Origin of the sequence: Pedobacter cryoconitis (genome assembly GCF_014200605.1) — a bacterium.
Lineage (GTDB): Bacteria > Bacteroidota > Bacteroidia > Sphingobacteriales > Sphingobacteriaceae > Pedobacter > Pedobacter cryoconitis_B.
In genome coordinates this window covers 220,711-246,889 of the sequence record NZ_JACHCE010000001.1, presented here as the reverse complement: position 1 = coordinate 246,889, position 26,179 = coordinate 220,711, and the positions used below count along the sequence as shown (strand labels likewise).

The following is a 26,179-nucleotide window of genomic DNA, read 5'->3' as shown; positions in this document are numbered from 1 at the left end:
CATTTCTAATATATCAATTAATTTTTTATGAAAAAAAACCTATTACACGGAATGATAATTCCAGCTATCATATTTTCTTCCTGTACACCGGGAAATCAACAGGCGCAGAACACGAGTGCGCCTGAGGTTCAGGTGGCAATAGTAAACCAGACCGATGCGGTGGTTTATACTGAATATCCGGCAAAAATTGAAGGCCAGACCGACGTGGAGATTCGCTCTCAAGTCAATGGAATTCTGGAAAAAATACTGGTTGAAGAAGGTGCTTACGTTGAAAAAGGAACACCATTATTCCAGATTGACACCCGCCCTTTCCAGGAAGAGTATAACAACGCCCAGGGCGAGCTATTAGCAGCGAAGGCAAACGTGGCAACTGCAAAAATTGAAGTAAAAAAACTTACCGCACTCGTACAAAATAAAGTGGTTTCTCCATATCAATTGCAGACCGCACAGGCGGCTTATGATGCGGCGGCGGCTCACGAAAAACAAGCATTGGCAAAAGCTGGGAATGCAAGAATCACACTGGGATTTGCAACAATCAAAGCTCCAGTAAACGGTTATATCGGTCGTCTCGGGAAGAAAACCGGTAGCCTGATCGCACCATCGGATTCTGAACCATTATCCTACTTATCTGATAATAGGGAAGTGCATGCCTACTTTTCTGTTGGGGAAGCTGACTTTGTTGCCTTTAAGGATGGTTTGAAAGGATCTTCTATTAGTGAGAAATTAAAAAACACCTCAGCAGTGACAATGGTACTTTCCGGGGGTACCGCTTATCCGCAAACAGGTAAACTGGATATGGTAGATGCCGCATTCGATAAATCCACCGGTGCAATTACACTAAGGGCAACGTTTCCGAACAAAGAAGGTTTGCTTCGTTCAGGGAACTCAGGCCGTATCAAACTGGGACTTAAACAATCAGGCGTTATTGAAGTGCCTCAGGCTGCAACATTCGAAATGCAGGACAAAACTTTTGCATTTATAGTTGATCAAAGCAATCAGACCAGACAAGTAGCCTTAACTATTTCCGGTTCAATTGGAAATACTTATTACATTTCTGGCGGTTTGAAGACAGGTGATCGTCTGGTATTAAAAGGATTGGAATCCCTCAAAGATGGAATGCCTGTTAAACCTGAAATAACTAAAGCAAAATTGGCCAGCAATTAACCCCTAATTATTACATCATGTTAAAAGTTTTTATCGATAAACCGGTTATCGCCACGGTGGTCTCCATCATGCTGGTAATTCTCGGTGCGGTAGGCCTAATGGGACTACCTATACAACAATTCCCTGATATAGCTCCCCCTGTCGTACAGGTGTCAGCCAATTATCCTGGCGCAAATGCTGAAACTATGGTACGTGCAGTAGCACCGCCATTAGAAGAAGCGATCAATGGGGTCGAAAATATGACCTATATGAGTTCCACTTCGAGCAACGATGGAACCTTAACCATTTCAGTTTACTTTAAATTAGGTACTGATCCTGACCAGGCGGCAGTAAATGTTCAGAATCGTGTATCGTCGGCAACCGGACTTTTACCGCCGGAGGTGGTTCAGGCTGGCATCACCACACAAAAAGTGCAGAATTCGCTCATTATGGCGATTAACCTGATGAGTGAAAAGCCTAAATTATATGACGCAACTTATCTGACCAACTACGCACAAATAAATATAATTCCTGAGCTTAAACGAATACAAGGCGTTGGCCAGGTGACTTTCTACGGTAGCAACAAAGATTACTCCATGCGTATTTGGCTTAATCCGGCACAAATGGCCAATTATAGCATTACTCCAACGGAGGTAATGACAGCCGTTAAAAGCAAAAATCAGGAAGCAGCCCCGGGAAGATTTGGCGAGTCAAGCAACCGGTCTTTTGAATACGTACTTAAGTATCCTGGAAAATACACCAAGCCCGAGGAATATGGAAATATGATCATCAGAGCGAACGCTGATGGTAGTATGTTGAAACTTAAAGATGTTGCAAAGGTTGAGCTGGGTAGCTATACTTACAGTTCGCTCAATACCGTGAACGACAAACAAAGTGTTCTATTCCAGGTTATACAATTGCCCGGCTCTAATTCAAGGGAAATACAGACCAAGGTAGCTGAGTTTCTAAAAAAGGCAGAGAAGGATTTTCCACCCGGAATTAAACAACAGATACTTTACAATACCAAAGATATGCTGGATCAATCCATTAGCCAGGTCGAGCATACTTTGATAGAAGCCTTCATCCTGGTTTTTATCGTAGTGTATCTATTCTTGCAGGACTTCCGCTCAACATTGATTCCAGCAATAGCTGTCCCTGTAGCCCTTATTGGTACTTTCTTCTTTATGTCTGTCTTTGGATTTTCCATCAATCTGCTGACCTTATTTGCGCTTGTACTCGCCATCGGAATTGTGGTGGATGACGCGATCGTGGTGGTCGAGGCAGTGCATTCCAAATTAGAGCATCGGAACATGACGCCAAAGAAAGCTACTATGGCCGCCATGCATGAAATCACTGGCGCAATCATTTCAATTACATTGGTAATGGCGGCTGTATTTCTTCCAGTCGGTTTCATGAAGGGTTCAGCTGGTGTGTTTTACCGGCAGTTCGCGTTCACCCTGGCAATTGCAATTGCCATATCTGCACTGAATGCGCTAACCCTTAGCCCGGCTTTATGTGCATTATTATTGAAAGATGTGAATCATGATCGCCACGAAAAGCCAATGACTTTTAAACAGCGATTTTTCTTTGCTTTCAATAAGGGATTTGAAAATGTGACCGGTAAGTATATAGGAGCTGTAAAGAAAATGATCCAATTCAAGTGGATCAGTATTGGAGGGCTGGTACTTATTGTTCTGATTACAGGATGGCTTATTAGAAGGACGCCAACCGGTTTTATTCCATCTGAAGATTTAGGCTTTATCGCAATATCGGTGAATCTTCCGCCAGGATCTTCTATGAACAGAACACAGGCAATACTTGATGAAGCGGCTAACAAAGTGAGAGATATGAAAGCAAAATTTGCTTTCAATGAAGTGGCAGGTTTCAATGTGTTGACTAATTCAACAAGCCCATCATCCGGTGTCGCTTTCTTTAGGATGAAAAAAGATGGTGAACGGGGTGAAATGAATGATGTCGGTGCAAATATAGCTGAACTGCAAAAGCGTCTTAATACTATAAAAGGTGCCCAGAGCTTCGTATTTTCTTTTCCGACTGTGCCGGGATTCAGCAATGTAGATGCACTTGATTTTGTCCTGGAGGATAAGGCAGGTGGTAAGTTGGATAAATTTGGAGGTATTGCAAACCACTTTATTGCCGAATTAATGAAGCGCAAGGAAATCGCGGTTGCATTTACTACATTTCGAGCAGATTACCCTCAATATCAAATGGTCTTGGATCATGAAAAAATCGAGCAACTGGGGGTTGATGAAAAAGATGTGCTAAGCACAATGCAATCCTATTTCGGCAGCGCCCAGGTTTCCGATTTTAATCGGTTTGGGAAGTATTACAGGGTTATGGTACAGGCAGAGCAGGAAGAGCGTGCCGATCCAGCCTCCATGAATCAAATTTATGTGAAGAACAAAATGGGTAACATGGTGCCTGTTAAAACGATGATAAGGTTGAGAAGAGTATATGGCCCGGAAGTTATCACCCGTTATAACCTCTTCAATTCAATAGGTGTCAATGCTGTGCCAAAACCAGGTTATAGCACAGGAAGTGCGATTCAGGCAGTTCGCGAAGTTGCCGCAAACGTGCTGCCCACAGGTTATTCTTACGAGTTTTCCGGAATGACAAGAGAGGAGATTTCTTCCGGCGGCCAATCGGTGATCATTTTTGTTCTCTCTCTTTTATTCGTTTACTTTTTATTATGCGCTCAATATAATAGCTATATCCTACCCCTCGCGGTAGTGCTCTCCGTACCAACCGGTATTATCGGAGTTTTTATAGCAATTGGGTTGACGGGCATTGATAATAATATCTATATCCAGGTAGCCCTCATTATGCTAATCGGATTGCTGGCAAAAAATGCTATTCTAATCGTGGAATTTGCTGTGCAACGCAGACATGCCGGCCACACACTGGTGGAATCGGCACTGGAGGCTGCCAAACTTCGTATTCGTCCGATTATTATGACATCTATCGCATTCGTGGCAGGTATTTCTCCTATGATGCGCGCTACCGGTCCCTCTGCCATGGGTAATCATTCTATCAGTATCGGCGCGGCCGGAGGTATGCTGGGCGGGGTCGTTCTGGGATTATTTATTATACCGGTTCTATTTGTGGTCTTCCAGGCGCTGCATGAAAAAGTTTCCGGTAAGCAGATTCATTCAGAACCTGAACTAGTACCCGAAGCTGAAGCAGTCAATTAATAAGCATTTAAATATTTAACATATTCAATGAAAAATTATTCTCGAATCATCTCAATTATTGGGCTGCTTTTTACGGTTGCGGGGTGTAAAATCTACAAAGACGTACAGGCACCCAAAGCAGAATTGCCGGTTGCCTTCAATGATGAGGCAGCAAAAGACACCGTGGGTATAGGTGCTCTGCCATGGAAGAGCTTTTTCCGTGACGAAGTATTACTGGCGCTGATTGACAGTGCGCTGAAAAAAAACTTCGACATGCATATCGCACTAAAAAACATAGAAGAAGCGCAGCATATTGTAAGGCAATCCAAGTGGAACAATGTACCGACCCTCGACTTAAATATCACAGGCAGCACGATTATTCCGTCGAAATACAGTCTCAATGGTTTGACATCCAGCCAGTTTTTAGGTTCCAATCATATTGAAGATTATTCTGCCGGAGCAAGCCTTTCCTGGGAAGCCGATATCTGGGGAAGGATTCGAAACACCAATAAAGCTGCGCTTGCTGCCTACTTGCAAAGTGATGAAGTAAGGAAAACCTTGCAAACAGATCTTATTGCCAACGTGTCCAAGGGCTATTTCAACCTGCTCATGCTAGACCAACAGCTACGGGTCGCAAAGCATAACATGGCTTTAAATGATAGTACATTGCACATAGTAACCGTGCAATACAATTTCGGGCAGGTTACATCCCTGGCTGTTCAGCAGGCGCAGGCACAGCAACTTATAGCGGCAGAGCTTATTCCGCAACTTGAGCAAGAGATTGCTTTACAGGAAAATGCACTTCATATTCTTGCTGGGCAACTGCCGGTCGCCATCCGCCGTCACGCCATCCTCGATGAAATCAAGTTTCCTGTCGAGCTTTCGGCGGGTGTACCATCAGCTATGGTTCGCCGACGGCCAGACGTTAGAAGCCGAGAGTTAGACTTAGTCATCGCGAATGCGAAAGTAGGTATCAGTAAGGCTCAAATGTATCCCGCACTACGGATCACTGCCAGTGGAGGTGCCAATGCACTGAAAGCAAGCAATTGGTTCAATATACCAGGCTCCCTCTTTGGAGTAGTTGGAGCGAGTATCGTACAGCCATTACTGCAACATAAGGAATTAATTACACAGTATAAATTAACTGATATTGAGCGGGAGAAGGCGGTTATCCTTTTCCGGCAAACCGTTTTGAAAGCTGTTGGAGAAGTATCCGACGCAATGGTAAAGATTGCGAAATTAAAACATCAGGAACTTATTGTGGGTAAACGTGTCGTAACGCTTCAGCATGCGACTGCAAATGCCAATTCACTTTTTCAAAACGGCATGGCGAACTACCTGGAAGTGATCATAGCACAAGGAAACGTCCTGCAAAGCGAACTTGATTTCGCTTCCATCAAGCGGCAGGAGCTTTCCGCAATTGTTGATTTGTACCGCAGCCTGGGAGGCGGGACAAATTGATTGAAAATGACCATTGAACTATAAGTTCAAATAATGATAAAAGAAGAATTACACTAGCATTAATCAATATACTTATTAAAACCGGAAAACGATGATTAACAATTTTTATGGAAGTTACATTGATGGTCAAAGACGTTTGTCCAATAGCCATCGGCCGTTTAAAACTGATATTAGAAGAGATTTGGCAGTTACGCTTTATAATGACGACAAAGAGGCTCAATGCCCATGTCCGAATAAGAAGATACCTGTTTCTTCCAGTCCAAACTTTGAAACGATGAGGTTGAAAATATTACCCAAGTCAGATGCGTCACTTGCTTTTGTGCTTATCTTGTCTTTAACATTTATAAACTCTCCGCAATCGGTAGCGCAGTGTGCCATGTGTTCCATCAATGCCGAGCAAGGTTCAAAAAATGGTAACACAATCTCTCTAGGCATAAACACTGGAGTTTTAATTTTGCTGGGAACGGTTTATTTCCTGATGATTGCGTTGGGGATAATATGGTACAAAAAGTTTCGAAAGAGATCAATAAAAGAAGTGAATAATCATTTTTCAGCTAATTCAGGTATAATCTAATACTAATAAAACGTAAACAATATGAAAATTGCAATTAATGGATTTGGCCGCATTGGCAGAATGACCTTACGCGCTTTACAGAATAAACCGAACATTGAAGTTGTCGCAATAAACGATTTGACAGACATAGATACACTGGTTTATTTACTTAAATATGATACCGCTCACAGTCGTTTTCCAGGAGAGGTCAGCGTCAATGGAGACAACCTGGTTGTTAACGGAAAACGAATTAAACTATTGAGCGAAAGAGATCCTGAAAAACTGCCTTGGGGAGAGTTAGGAATTGAGCGGGTGATTGAATCGACCGGAAGATTTACCGATAAAAAAGCTGCCGAAGCTCACATTCATGCAGGAGCTAAAAAAGTATTGATCACGGCACCTGCGACAGGCGGCATCAAAACCGTTGTCCATGGAGTTAATAATGAATTAATAAGTGATGATGAAATTTACTCTACCGCCTCATGTACTACAGGGAGTATCGCGCCGGTGCTGCACATATTAGAAAAAGAATATGGAATTGAATCAGGCTATATGGTTACAGTTCATGCTTTTACTGCTGATCAAAACTTGCAGGATGCACCGCACAAAGATCTTCGCCGGGCTCGTGCCGCAGCTTATAATATTATCCCAACAAGTACCGGCGCAGCAAAAGCCATCGGCGATGTTTTACCGAGCCTTAAAGGTAAGCTGGACGGTTACTCATACCGCGTTCCGGTGATTGACGGTTCAATTGTCGATCTCTCGATCAACCTTAAAAAAGAAGTTTCAATAACTGAACTGAATGAGGCATTAAAACGTTATGCAGAAACCACATTAAAAGGTATTATGCAATATACTGAAGAGGCTTTTGTATCTTCAGATATTTTAGGGAACCCACACTCATCAATTGTAGATGGCACTATGACTAAAGCTATCGGAAAATTGGTTAAAGTAGTAGCCTGGTATGATAACGAAGTCGGCATATCTAACCGGATATCCGAACTGATCAGTGTAATTTAATACCGTGTAAAAACAATAAAAGAACCGCAGGCATTCGCTCCACAAATATAAAAAACTAAGCATGTAAATATCACGGGCTAGTTCAACTCGTGATATGTATATGCTTACAAATTTTCTCGTGCGATGGGAGTAGATTTTAGCAGTAACACTAGCCATACAAATGGTTGTTTGGCACGCAGAGTTACTTTACATTTTTGCGTGCAGTTAAACAAAAATTTCTGTTGAACCTGACTCGTGGACGAAGCCAAAGCCAGTGATGAAGGCTAAAAACCTGCCTTTAGAAACGAAAAAAACCTCTCATTTTCATGAAAGGGTTAGTGGGCCAAACTGGGTGCTTCTCGAACCATTTCTTGTCTGATTTAGGTTTAATTGCAGATTTGGCTAAAAAACTTTAACACTATTCTTCAAGGTTATTGTCAAGTTCAAATCTTATCCTATCTTGTTCTATTAGCTCTTTCAATTCATCTTCTTTCGGCAGGTATAAACGATACTTACTTGCAAATAATTGCTCGTTTTCTGCTAATATGGAATATTTAACGATAGTTTCATCTTTCTCCGTACAAAGTATAATACCAATGGTTGGATTATCATCCTCACCTTTTTTCAAATCATTGTACATCCTGACATACATATCCATTTGCCCAATTGCTCCATGAGTTAGTTCATCAGTTTTCAGATCAATTAAAACAAAGCATTTCAGATAATAATTGTAAAAAACCAAATCAATAAAAAAGTCAGACGTATCAGTTACAATGTGTTGCTGTCTTGCAACAAAAGCAAAGCCTTTCCCCAATTCCATTAAAAATTGCTGTAGATGATTAATTAGGGCTGTTTCTATTTTATTCTCTGAGATCTTGGTCTCCATTGGTAAGCCCAAAAATTCAAATATATAAGGATCTTTTACTAATTGTTGAGCTCTTGGAGTTTCTTGTTTACTTGTATCTAATACACGTCCGATGTATTGTGATGTGATATTACGTTGCAAGGTGCGTGTGTCCCAACCAGCTTCAACTGCATGGATTACATATTGATTTCTGAGATTTTCTGCATCCAAACGGCATATAATTCTATAATGAGTCCAACTCAATTCGGTACGCACTGCGTTCCAAATTGGAAAGGCATTGTAAAATGCCCTCATATTGTTCAAGTTACGTTCATCAAAACCTTTTCCAAATTCAACTGTAAGTTGTTGAGCTAAATTTTTTAACACCGCTTTCCCATATGCTGCCTTAGCGTTACCATGCTGCTCATCCTCAATAATAATATGCCCAATTTGCCAATACATTTGCAGCAAAATAGCATTGCTATTCTGATATGCTTTTTGTCTCGAATGCGTTACAATTTCAGTGATTTGCTTAAAAAGAATACTCGATTTTTCTAGTCCTCCCATGTTAAAGAATTTCATCTACTCAAAATTACGCAGAATAACTTTAATAAACCCACGTAAGACATCGCTCTAGAGCTGAAACGACTTTAAATCAAAGCAAAAACGCCGTTCTCGGTATGAAAACGGCGTTTAAAAGACGTGGGCCATGATGGGCTCGAACCATCGACCAAAAGATTATGAGTCTTCTACTCTAACCAACTGAGCTAATGGCCCGCGTAAAATCTTATTAGATTTTGCGAGTGCAATGTTACATATTTGTATCGAATTTTAAAAATAGTTTTATGCAAAAAATTAAAAATATAATCTTCGACTACGGAAATGTTATCTTCGAAATAGACTTCAGAATCACACAAAACTCTCTGAAACAACTAGGTATACCAAATATAGAAACTTTTTTCGGGCATTCAGGACATCATAATATATTTAACGATTTAGAGACAGGAACCTCTACTGCTGCCCAATTTAGAGACGGAATAAGGGAAATTGCACAAAATCCAGCCCTTACAGATACAGAAATTGACGCTGCATGGAACAGTTTATTGATCGGAGTTCACCCCGATACGCATAAAGTATTGCTCGAAGCAAAGAAAAACTACCGGACTTTTCTTTTAAGCAACACCAATCAGATCCACTATGACTATATCATGGATTATCTTCAAAGAGAACATGACGTACCAAACAATGATCACCTGTTCGAGAAAACCTATTATTCTCAACTGATGAAACTTCGTAAGCCGCATGTAGAGATATTTGAACAAGTAATTAATGAAAACAATCTGAATCCCGCAGAGACGTTATTTATAGACGATACCCCGGGTCACCTTGAAGGCGCAAAAAAAGCCGGACTGCAAACTTTACTCATGACAGAAAAACCTGAAAACCTCGGAGCCTTCTTAAAAAGTAACGGTATATTAATATAGATGAACAACAATCAGCAAATGCAAGATCACAAATACAAAACATTAAAAGAATTTTACCCTTTTTACCTGCAGGAACATCAGAATACCACTAATAGAATATTACATTTTGTGGGTACCGGTCTTATCGGCCTCTGCTTTATTACAGCTATGCTTTTCCATGCCTTCATTTTCTTCGCGCTAATACCTGTTGCAGGTTACGGCTTCGCATGGACAGGGCACTTCTTTTTTGAGAAAAACAAACCAGCCACTTTTAAATATCCTTTATTTAGCCTGGCAAGTGACTTTTTATTATTCGGAGACCTGATGATGGGCAGACAACCTTTCAGGGTTAAATAGCTGATATTGATAATACTTATAAATCCTCATAGACAAACTCTATATCAGTATAGAAATTAGGTGTTGGTTTACCATGATAATACTATCTACTTTTATCACAGCAAAACGAAATAACCATGGAAGAAACGAACAAACCAACGCGCAAATTAACAACTGCTTCCGGCAGACCCTATGCTGAGCATGAAAATTCTCAGTCAGTAGGCAGAAGAGGCCCTTTATTATTACAGGACTTTGTCTTACATGAGAAAATGGCTCACTTTAATCGTGAACGTATTCCAGAAAGAGTAGTACATGCCAAAGGAACAGGTGCATATGGTACATTAACGGTCACCCATGATATATCAAAGTATACAAAAGCAAAAATATTTAACAAAATAGGTAATACCTGTAAAATGTTTTTACGCTTTTCTACTGTAGGTGGTGAAAAAGGAAGTGCAGACTCTGAAAGAGACCCACGTGGATTTGCACTTAAATTCTATACAGAAGATGGTAACTGGGATTTAGTAGGTAACAATACTCCGGTTTTCTTTATCAAAGACCCTAAAAAATTCAGTGATTTTATTCATACTCAAAAGCGTGAGCCAAGGACTAACCTGAAAAGCCCGGCAATGATGTGGGACTTCTGGTCATTAAATCCCGAAAGTCTTCACCAGGTGATGATCCTGATGTCTGACCGTGGTACACCTTTCTCTTATCGTCATATGGATGGATTTGGTAGCCATACCTATTCTATGATCAATGCTGATAACGAACGTGTATGGGTTAAATTCCATTTTAAAACCCAGCAGGGAATTAAAAACTTCACAGGACCAGAAGCTGATGCTATGCGTACGCAGGATATGGATCATGCCCAACGTGATTTAGTAGAAGCAATTGACAATAAAGAATTTCCGAAATGGACGATGAAAATCCAGGTGATGACAGAAGAAGAAGCTAAAACCTTCAAATGGAACCCTTTCGATCTTTCTAAAGTATGGCCACATGGTGAATTCCCATTGATTGAAGTGGGCGAAATTGAATTGAACCAGGTACCAAGAAACTATTTTGCACATGTGGAACAGGCAGCCTTTGCTCCTTCTAACCTGGTTGACGGAATCGGTTTCTCTCCTGATAAAATGCTGCAGGGACGTATATTATCGTATGCTGACGCACACCGTCACCGCTTAGGTGTAAACTATGAGCAGATTCCTGTAAATGCATGCCCTTTTATGGTGAACAATTATCACCGTGACGGACAAATGCGTATAGATGATAATGGAAATGAAGAACCAAATTACTATCCAAATAGCTTTGGTGATGTCGTTCCTGATGAAAGCTATAAAGAACCGGCATGGGAATTAGAATCTAATGTTGCAGACTGGTATGACAGAAACGAAGGTGAAGGCGATAATGATCACTATACCCAGCCAGGTGACCTATACCGCAAGGTCATGAGCGATAGCGACCGCAAAAATCTAATCAACAATATCGTTGGTGCAATGAGCGGCATTAGCGGCCCCAGAAGGGATCAGATTATCAATCTGCAACTGTGCCATTGGTTCAGAGCTGATATTGGCTTAGGCATGGCAATTGCCAGCGGATTAGGCATTGACGCCGCCCAGGCTATGCAGCAGCAAAAGCACTAGGCTAAAAATCAGCCTGGAATTATACGAATTAAGTTTTTTTTCTAACCCCCTGTTTATCGATTTAAACAGGGGGCTTTTTATGATAAAAGAAATCGGGTCAAGACCCTTTAAAACAGAAAGCCACCTTACAATTGGTCTGTAAGGCGGCTTTCATCAATGATTCTGGAAATTATCCGTTTCTTCTCTGTTTTTCTCTCGCAATCAAATCAAGCTCTCTGCTGGTTTGTCCTGCAACCGAAGTGTTTTCTTGCGCACGTCTGAATAAATAAGGCATAACAGCTTTAACAGGGCCATAAGGCACATATTTAGCTACATTATATCCTGCATCAGATAAATTGAAACTCAGGTTATCACTCATTCCTAACAATTGCGCGAAATATACATGAGGGTGATCATGTTTAATCTGATGGCTATCAAGCAATTCTGCCAAAACTCTGCAACTTGCTTCATTATGTGTTCCACAAACTACACCAATTTGCTCTATATGTTCAACACAGTAAGTAATAGCTTCATTATAATCTCTGTCTGTAGCTTCTTTATCTGGCTGAATTGGCGAAGGATAACCCCTTTCGGCAGCTCTCTTACGCTCTTTTTCCATATAAGCTCCACGAACAATCTTAGTACCTAAAATAAATCCTGCTTTTGCAGCGACCATATGATCTGCTTTTAAATGCGCAAGTTTATCATGACGATACAACTGATAAGTATTATAAACAATCAGCTTCTCTTTGTTAAAAAGAATCATCATATCTAAAGCCAATGCGTCAATAGTATCCTGGATCCAGGTCTCTTCTGCATCAATCATTACAGGCACATTTTTTTCAAATGCTGTTCTGCAAATACGCTCACAACGTTTTTTAACTCTTTCAAACTCTTTTTGCTCTTCTGCTGAAAGTTCAGCTTTAGCATCCAGTTTCTCCAGTAAAGCAAAACGTCCGATCCCGGTAACCTTAAAAACAGTAATCGGAACACGCTTATCTCCTGCCGCACGGTCTATCGTTCTGATAATCTCTGCACAGGTAAAATCAAATACATGCTCCTCATCTTCTCCTTCAACAGAGTAATCTAAGATAGTACCTACTTTACCGTCCGCCAGCTGAGCAATCGTATGCTCACACTCTGCAATAGTCTCGCCACCGCAAAACTGTTTGAAGATTGTAGATTTGATAATTCCCTGGATCGGTAATCCGATGTTTAAAAATAAATTTGTCACAGGCGGGCCTACCTGAGTCAAAAAATTGCTACTCATTATTTTGAATAACCAGTATGCGCTGTTTAGTTCTGATTTTGATTTATTACGAAAAGCTATCTCCGTATTGTCAAAATTTAGTTTTTTCCCTGGGGATACTTGCATTTGGATTGATATATTAGTCAAACGGACGCAAAAATATAAATTCCGGGACTATCATTTGCTAATCCGTTTATAAATAATTGTAAATTTGCAGTACAATGATAGAATTTAAATTAGAAGGCGAATTTATTCCCCTTATTTCTTTGCTAAAAGCTACCGGACTTGTTCAAAGTGGCGGTGAAGCTCAAACAGTAGTAGAAGACGGTCTGGTTAAGTATAATGGAAATGTAGATTATCGCAAGCGCTTGAAAGTACGTACCGGTGACCTGATTGATTTTATGGGTAACCAAATTAAAATAGTATAATGAATAAACTCGAAAGTGCTGGGCACAATATATATTTTGATACCAGATTAGCACCATTAGCAGAAATCATTGAAAACGGCAAATACAGTAATGTATTTGTTTTTGCAGACAGAAATACGGCCGAACTTTGTTTACCGGTATTCAGGGATATGCTCGACGATTTCAGCGGATTCGATCTGATCGAAACTGATCCGGGTGAAGAGAACAAAAACATTGATTTTTGTATTGGCATCTGGAAGACTTTGCTCGATTTCGAAGCAGACCGTAAATGCCTGGTGATTAATCTGGGTGGCGGTGTGATTACGGATATGGGCGGATTTGTGGCCTCTACGTATAAACGTGGTGTTGATTTTATCAATATCCCGACTACTTTGTTATCACAGGTTGATGCTTCTGTAGGTGGAAAAACCGGTATTGACATCGATAATGTAAAAAACATGGTCGGTACTTTCAGTTTACCTCAGGCGGTATTTATTGAAGCAGAATTCCTGAAAACATTGCCACAGCGTGAACTGCTTTCAGGATTTGCAGAAATGATAAAACACGGATTAATTGTTGATCAGGAATACTATCACCAATTAAAAGCAGCTGATTATAAAAACATAACCACTGCCGCAATACACCGTTCTGTAGCAATCAAAAATGAGGTTGTAACTACCGATCCGCATGAAAAAGGTTTACGAAAAATCTTAAACTTTGGTCATACTATCGGCCATGCCGTAGAAAGCTATTCGCTGAGCAATGATAAAAAACCATTGACCCATGGCGAAGCAATCGCTATAGGAATGATCTGTGAAGCTTATCTTTCTCATAAAAACAGTACACTTACAGCAGAAGAACTGGAAGAAATACGTCAGTATATCTCCAAAGTATATCCTGCTTATAAAATTAAAGAAAAATCATTCGCCCAACTTTCTGTATTCATGCAGAGCGATAAGAAAAATGAACATGGTAATGTGCTGTTTTCATTATTGCAAAGCATTGGAAAATGCACTTACAACTGTAGAGTTTCAGAAAGCGACATCGTCGAAAGTTTGGAATATTACAATTTAACCTATGCTAAATGATCCTAGAAATATAACGCTCTCCCTCCTGTTCGGCCTGTTAATTGTCATTTCTATAGTAGAAATGTATATCAGTTACATGCATGACAGGAAGTTATATGCTAAAAAAGATACCTGGACTAACGTATACCTGATGGGGTTAGCCTTTTTAATTAATATATCTACAAAAACAGCTACGTTTTTTTTACTGGATTACTGTTACCATTTCCGGTTATTTGAAATCAAAAATATAGTAGTTTACTGGATAGTCCTGGTACTTGCACAAGACTTATTATACTGGATACTACATACTTCAGGTCATTATATCAGATTTTTCTGGGCGATGCATGTGACACATCACTCTTCCGAATTGTTTAATCTGACCACAGGGTTCCGGTCTACTGTTTTTGAACCGTTATACCGCGTTTTCTTTTATTTGCCGCTGGCATTTATGGGTTTCTCGGCTATAGACATACTTTTCGCTTATCTGGTTACCCAGCTTTATGGAAATATGGTGCATACACAGGCAGTAGGAAAACTACACCCTGTCCTGGAATACTTCCTGGTTACCCCTTCTCATCACCGGGTACACCATGCAAGTAATATCCGTTACCTGGATAAAAATATGGGTATGGTCTTAATTATCTGGGACAGGATGTTCGGAACTTTTCAGGAAGAACTACCGGAAGAAACCGTTGTATACGGCCTTACACATCAGCCAGAAGACACAGGGCCGGTAAATATTGTGTTTCATGAATTTAAAGCCATGACTGCGGATATGAAACGTGCACCAGGCTTAATGAATAAACTCAAGTACATGTTTAATCCTCCGGGATGGAGCCATGATGGAAGTACACAAATTGCAAAAGTGATGCAGCAGGAGCTAAAAGATGCGGAGGAAAAAAATAAAATTGCCCATTCCACACCCCTGAGCCACCATAAATAATTTTTTTTAAATTAAATTTGACAAATTAAATTTTGTTGCTACATTTGAAAAAACAAAGATTAAAAATGCAGGATACTATTTTAGGTGTCCACCACAAAAAAAAAATGAGAAACATCACTACATATTGGTTTAGCTACTTCTACTACTTTAGTAAGAGCCGGGACTGATATGCAATCAAAAGAAACAACATAAATTGTATATGAAAAGTCCCGGCAGCATGCCGGGACTTTTTTTTGTTTAAAGCAAAAATTAACGCAGAAGATTATAAAAATGAAAAAAGTAACACGAGTAGCAATACAAGGTATTAAAGCCTCCTTTCATGAAGAAGCTGCTTTCAAATTCTTTGGCAAAGACATTAAAACTGTCGAATGTAATTCCTTTAAACAAACATGCGAAGTGCTTGAAGCACGGGAAGTTGACTATGTAGTAATGGCTATCGAAAATTCAATTGCAGGTAGTCTTTTACCAAACTACACACTGATCAGAGAATACAATTTTGCAGTTACAGGTGAGGTTTACCTTCCTATACAACTGCACTTAATGGCGCTGCCAGGAGTAAAACTGGAGGATGTGAAGTTTGTTACCTCTCACCCTATTGCGATCCGTCAGTGCATTGATTTCTTTGATGAATTTCCTCATCTTAAAGTAGTGGAAAGTGTGGATACTGCTGCCTGTGCAAAAAAAATCAGAGACGAGCAGTTAACTGACACTGTTGCTATTGCAAACTCTTTAGCAGCTGAGCTTTATGGCTTAAATATTATAGAGAGAAGAATTGAATCCAACAAAAAGAATTACACCCGCTTCCTGATTCTTAAGAACGATAAAACTGAAGATTTGACTGAGACCAACAAAGCTTCTATCTGTTTCCAGGTAGGTAACCATGTAGGTGCACTATCTAAAATACTGAACATTTTTGCAGAGCAGAATGTAAACTTAAGTAAGATCCAGTCTATGCCCGTTTTAGGTAAAAGAAGCGAATATTATTTTTATGTAGACGTGGAATGGTTAGAGAGTGAAAAATATGACATCGCCATCCGCAAAGCACTGAAATACACTGTAAACTTTAACATCATGGGCGAATATCAAAAAAATGATACCGTCTGAATATAAAGCATTAAAACACTAAACATATACTCACATTAAAATCCCCCTCATCATGAAATTAAATTTAAACATTCAGCCATTATCGAGCTGGATCAACGTCAAAAACGAACCACTTATCATCTCTGGACCATGCAGTGCAGAAACTGAAGATCAGTTATTATCAACAGCACATTTATTGGCTGCAACTGGTAAGGTATCTGTATTAAGAGCAGGGATCTGGAAACCACGTACCCGTCCGGGAGAATTCGAAGGAATTGGAAGTATTGGTCTGGAGTGGTTGAAAAAAGCTAAAGCTGAAACTGGATTACCAACAGCTGTAGAAGTAGCTAATGCTAAACATGTTGAAGAAGCATTGGCAGCTGGTGTAGACATTCTGTGGATCGGCGCAAGATCAACAGCTAACCCTTTCACTGTACAGGAAATTGCTGACGCTTTGAAAGGTGTTGATATCCCTGTATTAGTTAAAAACCCGGTAAATCCTGATATTTCTTTATGGATTGGTGCTTTAGAGCGTATCAACAATGCAGGTATTACTAAATTAGGTGCTATTCACCGTGGTTTCTCTTCTTATGAAAAAAGTTCTTTCCGTAACGAACCAATGTGGGAACTTGCTATCCAGTTAAAAACACTTTGCCCTGAATTACCTATCATTAATGATCCTTCACATATCTGCGGAAACCGTGAACTGATCCCTTACATTGCTCAAAAAGCACTTGACCTTGACATGCAGGGATTAATGATTGAATCACATATTGACCCATCTGTAGCATGGACTGATGCTAAACAACAGGTTACCCCTGCTGCTTTAGAAGAGCTTATCGCTAAATTAAGCTTACGTGATCCAGAATCAAGCAATGAGGCTTTTGCAGATAAATTAGCTGAATTACGTAAACAAATTGACAAAATCGATGATGTACTGCTTCAGAAATTAAGCGAGCGTATGGCTATCGTTGAAAAAATCGGTCAGTACAAAAGAGATAGTAAAGTAACCATCCTGCAAGTTAACCGTTGGGATGAAATCCTTAAAAAAGGAACTGCTTTTGCTAAAGCACTTAAATTAGACCTTGGTTTCACAGAGAAATTTTTAGAATTGGTTCACGGTGAATCAATCAGAAAACAAACTGAGATTATGAACGAAGGTAAAACTGAAGAAGAAATCGTTGAAGCTTCAGAAGCTGTAAAATCTTAATCATTTAGTGTTTCCGGGAGCTTTTAATCAGGCTCCCGGAAATATTAAATTCAAAATATAAATACTAATGCGTAAAAATGCAGTTGTTTCCTTCAAGGGACAAAAGGATATCCATGCGACAATTAACTTGACGGGTTCTAAAAGCGAGAGCAACAGAGCTTTAATTATTGCTGCAATCAGTAAAGGGTTAGTGAAGGTGAATAACCTGTCTGATGCTGCTGATACCGTAACCTTAAACAGAATTCTCACCGAATTAAAAGAGGATAAAACAGATGAAAGAAAAACTGTGGATGTGGGTCATGCCGGCACTGCAATGCGCTTTCTGACAGCTTATCTCTCTACTATCCCTCAGCAATTTTTGCTTACCGGTTCATCCAGAATGCAGGAACGTCCTATTGGAATCTTAGTAGACGCTTTAAAAAGCCTGGGCGCAGATATTTCGTATGCTAAAAACGAAGGTTTCCCTCCCCTATTGATCAATGGTGGACTGAATAACGTACGCGCTGAGGTTTCTATTAAAGGAAATGTGAGCAGCCAGTATTTATCGGCCCTGCTGATTATTGCACCAAAACTTCTTGCTGGTCTTTCACTGAATATTGAAGGGGGATTAACTTCCAGGCCTTATGTAGAGATGACGCTGGCTTTATTAGCTTCGGCGGGTGTTTCGCATACCTGGAACGGTGATAATATCTATATCGGCCAGCAGCAATATCAGGAGGCTACGTTAACTGTAGAACCTGACTGGAGCGCTGCTTCTTACTGGTACAGCATTGCTGCACTGGCAGATCAGGCGGCTCTTGAGTTACCTCACCTGAAAGAAGAAAGTTTACAGGGTGATAGTAAAATTCAGGAAATTATGATTGGCCTTGGTGTAAACACCAAAAGGACTGCAGATGGAATAGCTTTATCAGCCAGCAAAAATGAACCACAACCTACAACAATCTTAAACTTAAAAGACTGCCCGGATCTGGCGCAAACAATTATTGTTTGTGCAGCAGCGAAAGGCTTAAATCTTGCTTTTACAGGTTTAGAAACGCTTAAAATTAAAGAAACCAACAGAATTCTGGCTTTACAGAATGAGCTGGCTAAAATTGGCGTTATCTTAAATGAAGAAAATGAGGTATATACTTTAAACTGTGAAGGATTAAACTTCCCGGATAAGGTATCTTTCGCAACTTACGATGACCATAGAATGGCTATGGCATTTGCACCATTAAGCTTACTGATTAAAGAAGTAGAAATTGAAGATTTCCAGGTTGTTGAGAAGTCATATCCTGATTTCTGGAACCACTTGCAAAAAGCGGGTTTTACAGTTGAGGAATTAGCCTGATAACAGGTAAACCTGAATTAAGCTTCTACTTAGAAATAACATACACTATTTAAATTAAAGACATGGCAGGGAATACCTTCGGACACTTATTCAGGATATCAACTTTTGGAGAATCACATGGTGAGGCTATTGGCGTTATCGTAGATGGCTGTCCTGCCGGACTGTCAATTGATCTTGAATTTATCCAATCGGAATTAGATAAACGTCGTCCGGGACAATCAAAGATCACTACACAGCGGAAAGAAAGCGATACGGTACAAATTTTATCCGGAATTTTTGAAGGAAAAAGTACAGGTACACCGATAGCATTGCTGATTCCGAACGAAGATCACCGCTCAAAAGATTATGAGCACAATAAAACTGTTTATCGCCCTTCGCATGCGGATTATACCTATGATGCTAAGTATGGTATCAGGGATCACCGTGGAGGCGGCCGTTCATCTGCCAGAGAAACCGCAGCACGTGTAGCGGCAGGTGCTATTGCAAAATTATTACTGGAGCATTATGGCATTGGCATTTTTGCCCATGTATCTGCTGTTGGTACGATCAATGCACCTAACCTGGAAGCTTTACCTATTGCTGAATTATTAGCTCAGCGTGAGGAGAATATCGTGCGCTGCGCAGATCCTGCGACAGCAAATGAGATGATTGAATTTATTGACAGCGTCAGAAAAGACGGTGATACAGTAGGTGGAAAAATCAGCTGTATTATTCAAAACTGTCCTCCGGGATTAGGAGAACCGGTATTTGATAAACTTCATGCCGATTTAGGAAAAGCAATGTTAAGCATCAATGCAGTACATGGCTTTGAATATGGTTCAGGATTTTCGGGAAGTGAGATGAAAGGATCAGCACACAATGATATCTTTCTGACTGATGGAAGTCATGCACCAAAAACACTGACTAATTTTTCTGGTGGTATACAGGGAGGAATCTCTAACGGTATGGAAATTAATTTTACTGTAGCTTTTAAACCAGTAGCGACTATCATGCACAATCAGCAAACGGTAAATGCAGCAGGCGAAGCCGCAGAAATTAAAGGAAAAGGGCGCCATGATCCATGTGTGGTGCCAAGAGCGGTAGTTATCGTAGAGGCAATGGCCGCTTTAGTCCTTGCAGATCAGTTACTGAGAAATAAATCAAGCAGATTATAAGTTATCAAATCTTCTTTATTCAAAATGCCCTGTTATCTAAAAAATAACAGGGCATTTTTTTTGTGTTAAATCTTTCACTAAAACTATCTTAATTTAAATTAAATGAATTTTTATTTCTAATTTAGGATCACCTATTAAATACCATCTAATCTAATAAACGAAATCTATGAAAAACAATACCAGGAGCGCGGCAATACTATGTGCCACCCTATTAATCACTTTCGCATCTTGTCGTAAGGACAACCTTTCTAATAACAGTCAGGACCCTTCTAATCAAAAAGACAAAATCTACACTGTACAGGAAATTAATGCAGTAATTCAATCGAGCCTGCAGAAGAACGGCAGATTTAACTGGCAGGAACAAAGTGACGAATTATTATTCAGTGCAATTATACACGGAGATAGCCTGGTCTCTGTAGGTTATGGAAATCCACAAACTAACAGTACAACCAATACTGAAAGCCTTAATCCGGAACCACAAATGACCAATATCAGTTTATCTGAAGCCAGAAAGGCCGGGGTAAATATTGATGGTATCAAAACTGAACTCTTACAGCAGGTAAGAAATGATGAAGGAATTAAATCAAATGCTGTTACCACAGAATCTTACAAGGATGTGCTTCAATATGAAAGCCCTGTGCTGACTAGTATGGTAATTAAAATTGGCAAATTAAGAACACTGCAGGATTTGCGTAAATCAAAAGCAATACGTTATGTAGAACCTGCTGATTACAATAAGAACTTAATGAAAAGCAGAACAGCCCTTGCAACGCAAACAATGAGTTCTGGCGGCGGTGACCCTGCTGAACTTCCGGGCTGGTTTATTCAGGGCAGCGGAGAGCCATTGATTCCTAAAAGTTTTGGCGACCAAAAGATTCCTGATGCCTGGAAAGTAAGTACAGGTAAAGGGATTACTGTAGGATTGATTGATAATGGCCCTTATTCTACACAAACGGCCTTTTCACCACAAGAATTCAATAGCGGCGGAACCGGAAGAACGATCGCACTTTTTGGTACGTTCAAGGGTAACTCCTCAGGTTCAAATGATGGTGTTTATGCGAACGCAGATGATATGACTATCGGTCATGGAACTGGCATGGCTACTTTAATTTCTGCTCCAAAAAAAGCAGGCCTTCCAGTAGGGATTGCTTATAATTGTAACCTGGTAAGTTACAGAGGAACAGATTTCGTAGCTTTATGGAGTTCAAAACAACAACAGGGTGTTGCAAATGCACTGATTAAATTAGCGGATGATGATAAGGTTAAAATTATATCTATGTCTAATGGATGGATTTTCGACATCTCTGTTTTGGCAGATGCAGTTAAATATGCTAAAAGTAAAGGTAAACTGATCTTCGCTGCTGCAGGAACATCAATTAAACCAATTGATCTTGGCTTCTTTGTGATTGATATACCTAAAAGTGTTGGTGTTATATTCCCGGCTTCAATGAGTGAAGCCATAGCCGTAACTGGTACTGATTATAGTTCAACTGGTAAATTGGTAAGCTGTAAAGAATGCCATGAAGGCGACAAAGTACTTTTCACCAGTACTACAGCAACTTCTGCGGGGGTAAATAATGCAGTGCCGGTATATCAGGAAACACCTGGTAAATATGGCTTCTCGGGGTCTTCTTCTGCGGCTACAGCAATCAATGCTGGTATTGCTGCATTGGTATGGTCATCTCACCCAACCTGGACAGGCAAACAAGTATTACAAAGAATGACAGAGTCTGCAAAGTTATACCCTAATAAGGATGCTAAACTAGGTTATGGTCCTATCGACGTTTTAAAAGCTGTACAACCTTAATTTAACGGTATAATTAATATATAAATCTCTATTTAATAGGCTAATATATTCAAATAGTCCCGGTTATGCACCGGGACTATTTAATTTAAAAAATCGCAGGAAATTTTGCTTCGTTATGTGCATTCATCATCTGATAAATCATTTCTACTACATCATCAACTGATGGTTTAGTGAAATAGTCTCCGTCAGATCCATAAGGAGGACGGTGAGCTTTAGCAGATAAAGTTTGTGGCTGTGCATCTAAATGATAATATCCACCCTGAACTTCTAAAATCTGTTGCAGGATATAAGCTGTTCCACCACCCGGAACATCTTCATCTACCACTAATAATTTATTTGTTTTCTGTAATGAAGATGCGCATAAATGATCCGTATCAAATGGAAGTAAGGTTTGAGGATCAATAATTTCTACAGAAATTCCGTAAGCTGCCAGTTCTGCTGCGGCTTCTTCTACGATTCTCAGTGTTGAACCATAAGAAACAACGGTAATATCTGATCCTTCTCTGATGATTTCAGCTTTTCCTAAAGGCACTGTATATTCACCTACGTTATCAGGCAACATTTCTTTTAAGCGGTATCCGTTCAGACATTCAATCATTAAAGCAGGTTCGTCTGCTCTGAACAGCGTATTGTACATTCCGGCAGCCTGGGTCATATTACGTGGCACACAAAGGTGTAATCCGCGCAATGAGCCTAAGATCATACCAATTGGTGAACCTGAATGCCATACTCCTTCTAAACGGTGTCCGCGTGTTCTGATAATTACAGGTGCTTTTTGTCCGCCTTTGGTCCGGTATGATAAACTTGCAAGGTCATCACTTAAAACATTTAATGCATATAACAGGTAATCCAGGTATTGGATCTCTGCAATTGGTCTTAAACCACGCAGTGCCAATCCTATTCCCTGCCCTGCAATAGTCATTTCCCTGATTCCGGTATCAGTAATTCTCAGTTCACCATATTTAGCCTGTAAACCTGCAAATCCCTGGTTCACATCACCAATGCTTCCCAAATCTTCACCAAAAGCAACTAAACGCTGATCTCTTGCAAAATTAGCATCAAAACAAGCATTCAGCAATTCACGGCCATCTACCATTTTACTGTTATCATGGTAAGCTGCAGGTAATATATCTACCAGCGAAGGGCTTTCTTTTCCGTCTGTAAACAGTTTGGAATTATAACGTTCTTCGTTGTTTGCTTTCTCTTTTGCATACCAGTTTAACAACTGGGTTCTGGCTTCAGAAGGTGTATTCAAAGTAATACGAAGTGCTTTTCTTGCAGAAGAAATGACCTCTTTACGCTGTGCATCCGGTGTTCCGGCTAGTGTACCAGCAATTTTTGATAAAGCCTGGTTTGTATCAGAAAGATCTCTGATTAATTTAATAACCTCATCTTTTTCTACTTTAATATCACCAAGGAATTCATTCCATGCTTCTTTCTGTGCATCACGAACAAGTTTTTTAGCGGTATCTTCTAATACAGCAATTTCCTCTTCTGTAATTATAGCAGATTCAAGCATCCACAGACGCATCTGACGGATACAGTCAAATTCCTTTTCCCATTCCAGTCTTGCTTTGTCTTTATAACGTTCATGCGAACCTGAAGTAGAGTGACCCTGAGGCTGTGTAACTTCAGTTACATGGATCAGCACAGGTACGTGCTCGTCACGGCAAATTTGAATAGCCTGCTGATAAGTTTCGCAAAGCGCAGGGTAATCCCATCCTCTTACTTTATATATTTCATAACCAGGGTTATTTTCATCCCGCTGGAAACCTTTTAATATCTCTGAAATATCTTCTTTGGTAGTCTGATATTTTGCCGGAACTGAAATCCCGTAAGCATCGTCCCAAACTGACATCGCCATTGGAATCTGTAAAACACCTGCTGCATTGATCGCTTCGAAAAACACGCCTTCGGAAGTGGAAGCGTTTCCGATCGTACCAAAACCAACTTCATTTCCATTAACGGAGAAGTTTTTCAGGTAATTTAATTCTGGATTTTGTCTGTATAATTTAGAAGCATAGGCTAAACCTACCAGACGTGCCATCTGGCCGCCGGTGGGTGCGATATCAGAAGAAGAATTCTTCATTTCTGTTAAATTTTTCCATGAACCGTCCTCGTTAAGCGAACGTGTGGAAAAATGGCAGTTCATCTGACGGCCGGCAGAAGCTGGATCTGCTTCTACACTTGGATTTGCATATAATTGGGCAAAAAATTCTTTAATGGTACATATTCCTGTAGCAAAAGCGAAGGTCTGATCGCGGTAATATCCCGAACGCCAGTCGCCATTTTTAAAAGCCTTAGCCATTGCAATCTGAGGAAGTTCCTTCCCGTCACCAAAAATGCCAAACTTAGCCTTACCTGTTAAAACCTCTTTACGGCCTAGTAAACTAGCCTGTCTGCTCTCGAAAGCAATCCTGTAATCATCGACTACGATAGTCTTGAAGTCGTCAAAACTTAATTCTGAGGCATCGATGGGGTTCGTCGTAAGTTTGTTATTTAGCATCATAAGCACAAAAGTTTATTGGGCAAAGATACGTATTTTCTAAATTGCGTCCCTTAACAGTGTGTAATATATATATTAGCTTTTGACTTTGAAATGTTAATGAAAACATTAAATTTGTTCAAAAGATTAAAACATGAAAAAGCTAATTATACTATTAACCTTTGTTTTAGGTGTTACTGTTACTTCATTTGCACAGAGCAAACCAGCTGAATTTAAATTTGAAAAAGAGACACATGATTTTGGAAAAATTCCATTGACAGCTCCTGTTTCTGTAGAATTTAAGTTTACAAACGTTGGTGACGAGCCGTTAATTTTAACAAAAGTTGAAACAACTTGCGGATGTACAGTGCCTACTTACACTCAAACCCCTATTAAAAAAGGAGAGTCTGGCTTAATTAAAGTTACTTATACGCCTGCTGGTTCACCATTGCCTTTCAGCAAAAGCATCACGATCAATTCTAATGCTAAAACACCTATTAAAGTGTTATACATTAAAGGCGAAACTGTAGCTGGTAAATAAGCTGTAGAAAAATATTATTATCAATTAAACCTCGTTAAATCAACGAGGTTTTTTTATTTTTGACCCATGCCACATATTTCAGAAAAAGGGATTCAAATGCCCGCATCGCCTATAAGAAAATTAACTCCATTTGCAGATAAAGCAAAAAAGGATGGTAAGAAAGTTTATCATTTAAATATCGGCCAGCCGGATATTGCTACTCCGGAAGGAATGTTAAATGCCATTAAAAATATTGATTTCGATGTTTGGGCTTATACCCCATCTGAAGGAACACTAAGCTACAGAACAAAACTTACTGAATATTATAATAAATTGGGGTATAACATCACTCCTGAGGATATACTCGTTACTGTTGGCGGTTCAGAAGCGATTACTATCGCTATGCAGACCTGCGTAAATGAAGGTGATGAAATTATCATTCCTGAGCCTTTTTACGCGAACTATAATGGATTTGCCTGCATGAGTAATGTAGTTGTAAAACCAATTTTGTCTCATATTGAGAATGGTTTTGCCTTACCGGCGATTGCTGAGTTTGAGAAACTGATTACTGATAAAACAAAGGCTATCATTATCTGTAACCCAAATAACCCTACAGGTTATCTTTATTCAAGAGAAGAATTACAGGCATTGAAAGAATTGTGTCTGAAATATGATTTATTCTTATTCTCTGACGAAGCTTACCGTGAATTCTGCTATGATGGCAGAGCGTTCATTTCTCCAATGCACCTTGATGGTTTAGAAGAAAATGTAGTGATCATGGATACAGTTTCTAAAAGATACAGTGCTTGTGGTGCTCGTTTAGGCTGTTTAATCACTAAAAACAAGGAAGTAATCAAATCTGGATTAAAGTTCGCACAAGCAAGGTTAAGTCCTGGTATGGTTGAACAGATTGCCGGAACTGCAGCCGTAGATACTCCTGATAGCTATTTTGAAGAAGTTAATAAAGAATATACTTTACGCAGAGATACTTTAGTATCCAGATTGAACGCCATTGACGGTGTTTTCTGCCCAAATCCAGGTGGTGCTTTCTATGTAGTTGCCAGGTTCCCTATTGATGATGCAGATGTATTTTGCCAATGGATACTGGAAAGCTTCGACAATAATGGCGAAACCGTAATGATGGCTCCGGCAACTGGTTTTTACTCGAGCCCGGGTTCTGGTAAAAATGAAGTGAGAATGGCTTATGTATTAAATATTGATGATTTAAATAAAGCAATGGATTGCTTAACGTTAGCGTTGAAACAATATCCTGGTAAAACAAACTAAGATATTTCAGTCAATGGATTAACCT

Annotated in this window: 21 protein-coding genes and 1 tRNA gene; 18 read left to right on the top strand and 4 right to left on the bottom strand. The window is 39.8% G+C overall.

From position 1 onward, the window contains the following. Nucleotides 1-27: 27 nt before the first annotated feature. The 5 genes from HDE68_RS01210 to gap all read left to right on the top strand — a co-directional run bounded on the left by HDE68_RS01210 (nucleotide 28) and on the right by gap (nucleotide 7,365). Entirely contained in the window at nucleotides 28-1,164 is a 1,137-nt protein-coding gene (locus HDE68_RS01210; protein ID WP_183878107.1) for an efflux RND transporter periplasmic adaptor subunit, read from the top strand. Between the two features lie 17 nt (nucleotides 1,165-1,181). Next, nucleotides 1,182-4,352, top strand: coding sequence for an efflux RND transporter permease subunit (locus tag HDE68_RS01205; RefSeq protein ID WP_183878104.1), 3,171 nt, complete (start codon nucleotides 1,182-1,184; stop codon nucleotides 4,350-4,352). 27 nt (nucleotides 4,353-4,379) lie between these two features. Then, on the top strand, nucleotides 4,380-5,792 hold the full coding sequence (locus HDE68_RS01200) for an efflux transporter outer membrane subunit (protein ID WP_183878102.1): 1,413 nt from the start codon (nucleotides 4,380-4,382) through the stop codon (nucleotides 5,790-5,792). Nucleotides 5,793-5,883: 91 nt separating this feature from the next. Then, nucleotides 5,884-6,366, top strand: a complete 483-nt coding sequence (locus tag HDE68_RS26460) for a hypothetical protein (protein ID WP_260171555.1) — start codon at nucleotides 5,884-5,886, stop codon at nucleotides 6,364-6,366. 21 nt (nucleotides 6,367-6,387) lie between these two features. Next, a complete protein-coding gene (gene gap, locus HDE68_RS01190; RefSeq protein WP_183878100.1) occupies nucleotides 6,388-7,365 on the top strand; it encodes a type I glyceraldehyde-3-phosphate dehydrogenase in 978 nt (325 codons plus the stop codon). A gap of 397 nt (nucleotides 7,366-7,762) precedes the next feature. Here gap and HDE68_RS01185 read toward each other — a convergent pair whose 3' ends face one another. Together HDE68_RS01185 and HDE68_RS01180 are read right to left on the bottom strand one after the other, a co-directional pair. Then, complete coding sequence (locus HDE68_RS01185; protein WP_183878099.1) at nucleotides 7,763-8,755, bottom strand: YhcG family protein; 993 nt, start codon at nucleotides 8,753-8,755, stop codon at nucleotides 7,763-7,765. A gap of 136 nt (nucleotides 8,756-8,891) precedes the next feature. Beyond that, nucleotides 8,892-8,965, bottom strand: a tRNA-Ile gene (locus HDE68_RS01180). Between the two features lie 68 nt (nucleotides 8,966-9,033). Between HDE68_RS01180 and HDE68_RS01175 the strand changes: the two genes are divergently transcribed. The 3 genes from HDE68_RS01175 to HDE68_RS01170 all read left to right on the top strand — a co-directional run bounded on the left by HDE68_RS01175 (nucleotide 9,034) and on the right by HDE68_RS01170 (nucleotide 11,633). Then, a complete protein-coding gene (locus HDE68_RS01175; RefSeq protein WP_221300641.1) occupies nucleotides 9,034-9,672 on the top strand; it encodes an HAD family hydrolase in 639 nt (212 codons plus the stop codon). Between the two features lie 18 nt (nucleotides 9,673-9,690). Next, entirely contained in the window at nucleotides 9,691-10,008 is a 318-nt protein-coding gene (locus HDE68_RS26340; protein WP_184660192.1) for a DUF962 domain-containing protein, read from the top strand. A gap of 116 nt (nucleotides 10,009-10,124) precedes the next feature. Then, nucleotides 10,125-11,633, top strand: coding sequence for a catalase (locus HDE68_RS01170; RefSeq protein WP_183878098.1), 1,509 nt, complete (start codon nucleotides 10,125-10,127; stop codon nucleotides 11,631-11,633). Nucleotides 11,634-11,802: 169 nt separating this feature from the next. Here the strand turns inward: HDE68_RS01170 and HDE68_RS01165 are convergent, their stop codons facing one another. Next, a complete protein-coding gene (locus tag HDE68_RS01165; protein ID WP_183878097.1) occupies nucleotides 11,803-12,987 on the bottom strand; it encodes a proline dehydrogenase family protein in 1,185 nt (394 codons plus the stop codon). Nucleotides 12,988-13,082: 95 nt separating this feature from the next. Here HDE68_RS01165 and HDE68_RS01160 point away from each other — a divergent pair, with 95 nt between their 5' ends. From HDE68_RS01160 to HDE68_RS01125, 8 genes are all read left to right on the top strand, one after another. Beyond that, on the top strand, nucleotides 13,083-13,289 hold the full coding sequence (locus HDE68_RS01160) for an RNA-binding S4 domain-containing protein (RefSeq protein WP_183878096.1): 207 nt from the start codon (nucleotides 13,083-13,085) through the stop codon (nucleotides 13,287-13,289). Then, nucleotides 13,289-14,356 (top strand): 3-dehydroquinate synthase, encoded by a 1,068-nt coding sequence (gene aroB, locus HDE68_RS01155; RefSeq protein ID WP_183878095.1) that lies wholly within the window; start codon nucleotides 13,289-13,291, stop codon nucleotides 14,354-14,356. Before HDE68_RS01160 ends, aroB begins: the two co-directional genes overlap by 1 nt. Then, nucleotides 14,346-15,278 carry a sterol desaturase family protein gene (locus tag HDE68_RS01150; RefSeq protein ID WP_183878094.1) on the top strand — a complete coding sequence of 311 codons (933 nt, stop codon included), beginning with the start codon at nucleotides 14,346-14,348 and terminating at the stop codon, nucleotides 15,276-15,278. Before aroB ends, HDE68_RS01150 begins: the two co-directional genes overlap by 11 nt. A gap of 270 nt (nucleotides 15,279-15,548) precedes the next feature. Beyond that, nucleotides 15,549-16,382 (top strand): prephenate dehydratase, encoded by an 834-nt coding sequence (locus tag HDE68_RS01145; protein ID WP_183878093.1) that lies wholly within the window; start codon nucleotides 15,549-15,551, stop codon nucleotides 16,380-16,382. Between the two features lie 52 nt (nucleotides 16,383-16,434). Further along, on the top strand, nucleotides 16,435-17,571 hold the full coding sequence (locus HDE68_RS01140) for a chorismate mutase (protein ID WP_183878091.1): 1,137 nt from the start codon (nucleotides 16,435-16,437) through the stop codon (nucleotides 17,569-17,571). Nucleotides 17,572-17,638: 67 nt separating this feature from the next. After that, nucleotides 17,639-18,901, top strand: a complete 1,263-nt coding sequence (gene aroA, locus HDE68_RS01135; RefSeq protein WP_183878089.1) for a 3-phosphoshikimate 1-carboxyvinyltransferase — start codon at nucleotides 17,639-17,641, stop codon at nucleotides 18,899-18,901. A 62-nt stretch (nucleotides 18,902-18,963) separates the two neighbouring features. After that, on the top strand, nucleotides 18,964-20,055 hold the full coding sequence (aroC, locus tag HDE68_RS01130; protein ID WP_183878087.1) for a chorismate synthase: 1,092 nt from the start codon (nucleotides 18,964-18,966) through the stop codon (nucleotides 20,053-20,055). Between the two features lie 166 nt (nucleotides 20,056-20,221). Then, the gene (locus HDE68_RS01125) at nucleotides 20,222-21,862 is read left to right on the top strand and encodes a S8/S53 family peptidase (RefSeq protein ID WP_183878085.1); all 1,641 of its coding nucleotides are present in this window, start codon (nucleotides 20,222-20,224) and stop codon (nucleotides 21,860-21,862) included. Nucleotides 21,863-21,947: 85 nt separating this feature from the next. Here the strand turns inward: HDE68_RS01125 and HDE68_RS01120 are convergent, their stop codons facing one another. Continuing rightward, on the bottom strand, nucleotides 21,948-24,371 hold the full coding sequence (locus HDE68_RS01120) for a thiamine pyrophosphate-dependent enzyme (protein WP_183878083.1): 2,424 nt from the start codon (nucleotides 24,369-24,371) through the stop codon (nucleotides 21,948-21,950). 130 nt (nucleotides 24,372-24,501) lie between these two features. Between HDE68_RS01120 and HDE68_RS01115 the strand changes: the two genes are divergently transcribed. Together HDE68_RS01115 and HDE68_RS01110 are read left to right on the top strand one after the other, a co-directional pair. Continuing rightward, complete coding sequence (locus tag HDE68_RS01115) at nucleotides 24,502-24,888, top strand: DUF1573 domain-containing protein (RefSeq protein ID WP_183878081.1); 387 nt, start codon at nucleotides 24,502-24,504, stop codon at nucleotides 24,886-24,888. A 66-nt stretch (nucleotides 24,889-24,954) separates the two neighbouring features. Continuing rightward, nucleotides 24,955-26,154, top strand: a complete 1,200-nt coding sequence (locus tag HDE68_RS01110) for a pyridoxal phosphate-dependent aminotransferase (protein ID WP_183878079.1) — start codon at nucleotides 24,955-24,957, stop codon at nucleotides 26,152-26,154. Nucleotides 26,155-26,179: the final 25 nt, after the last annotated feature.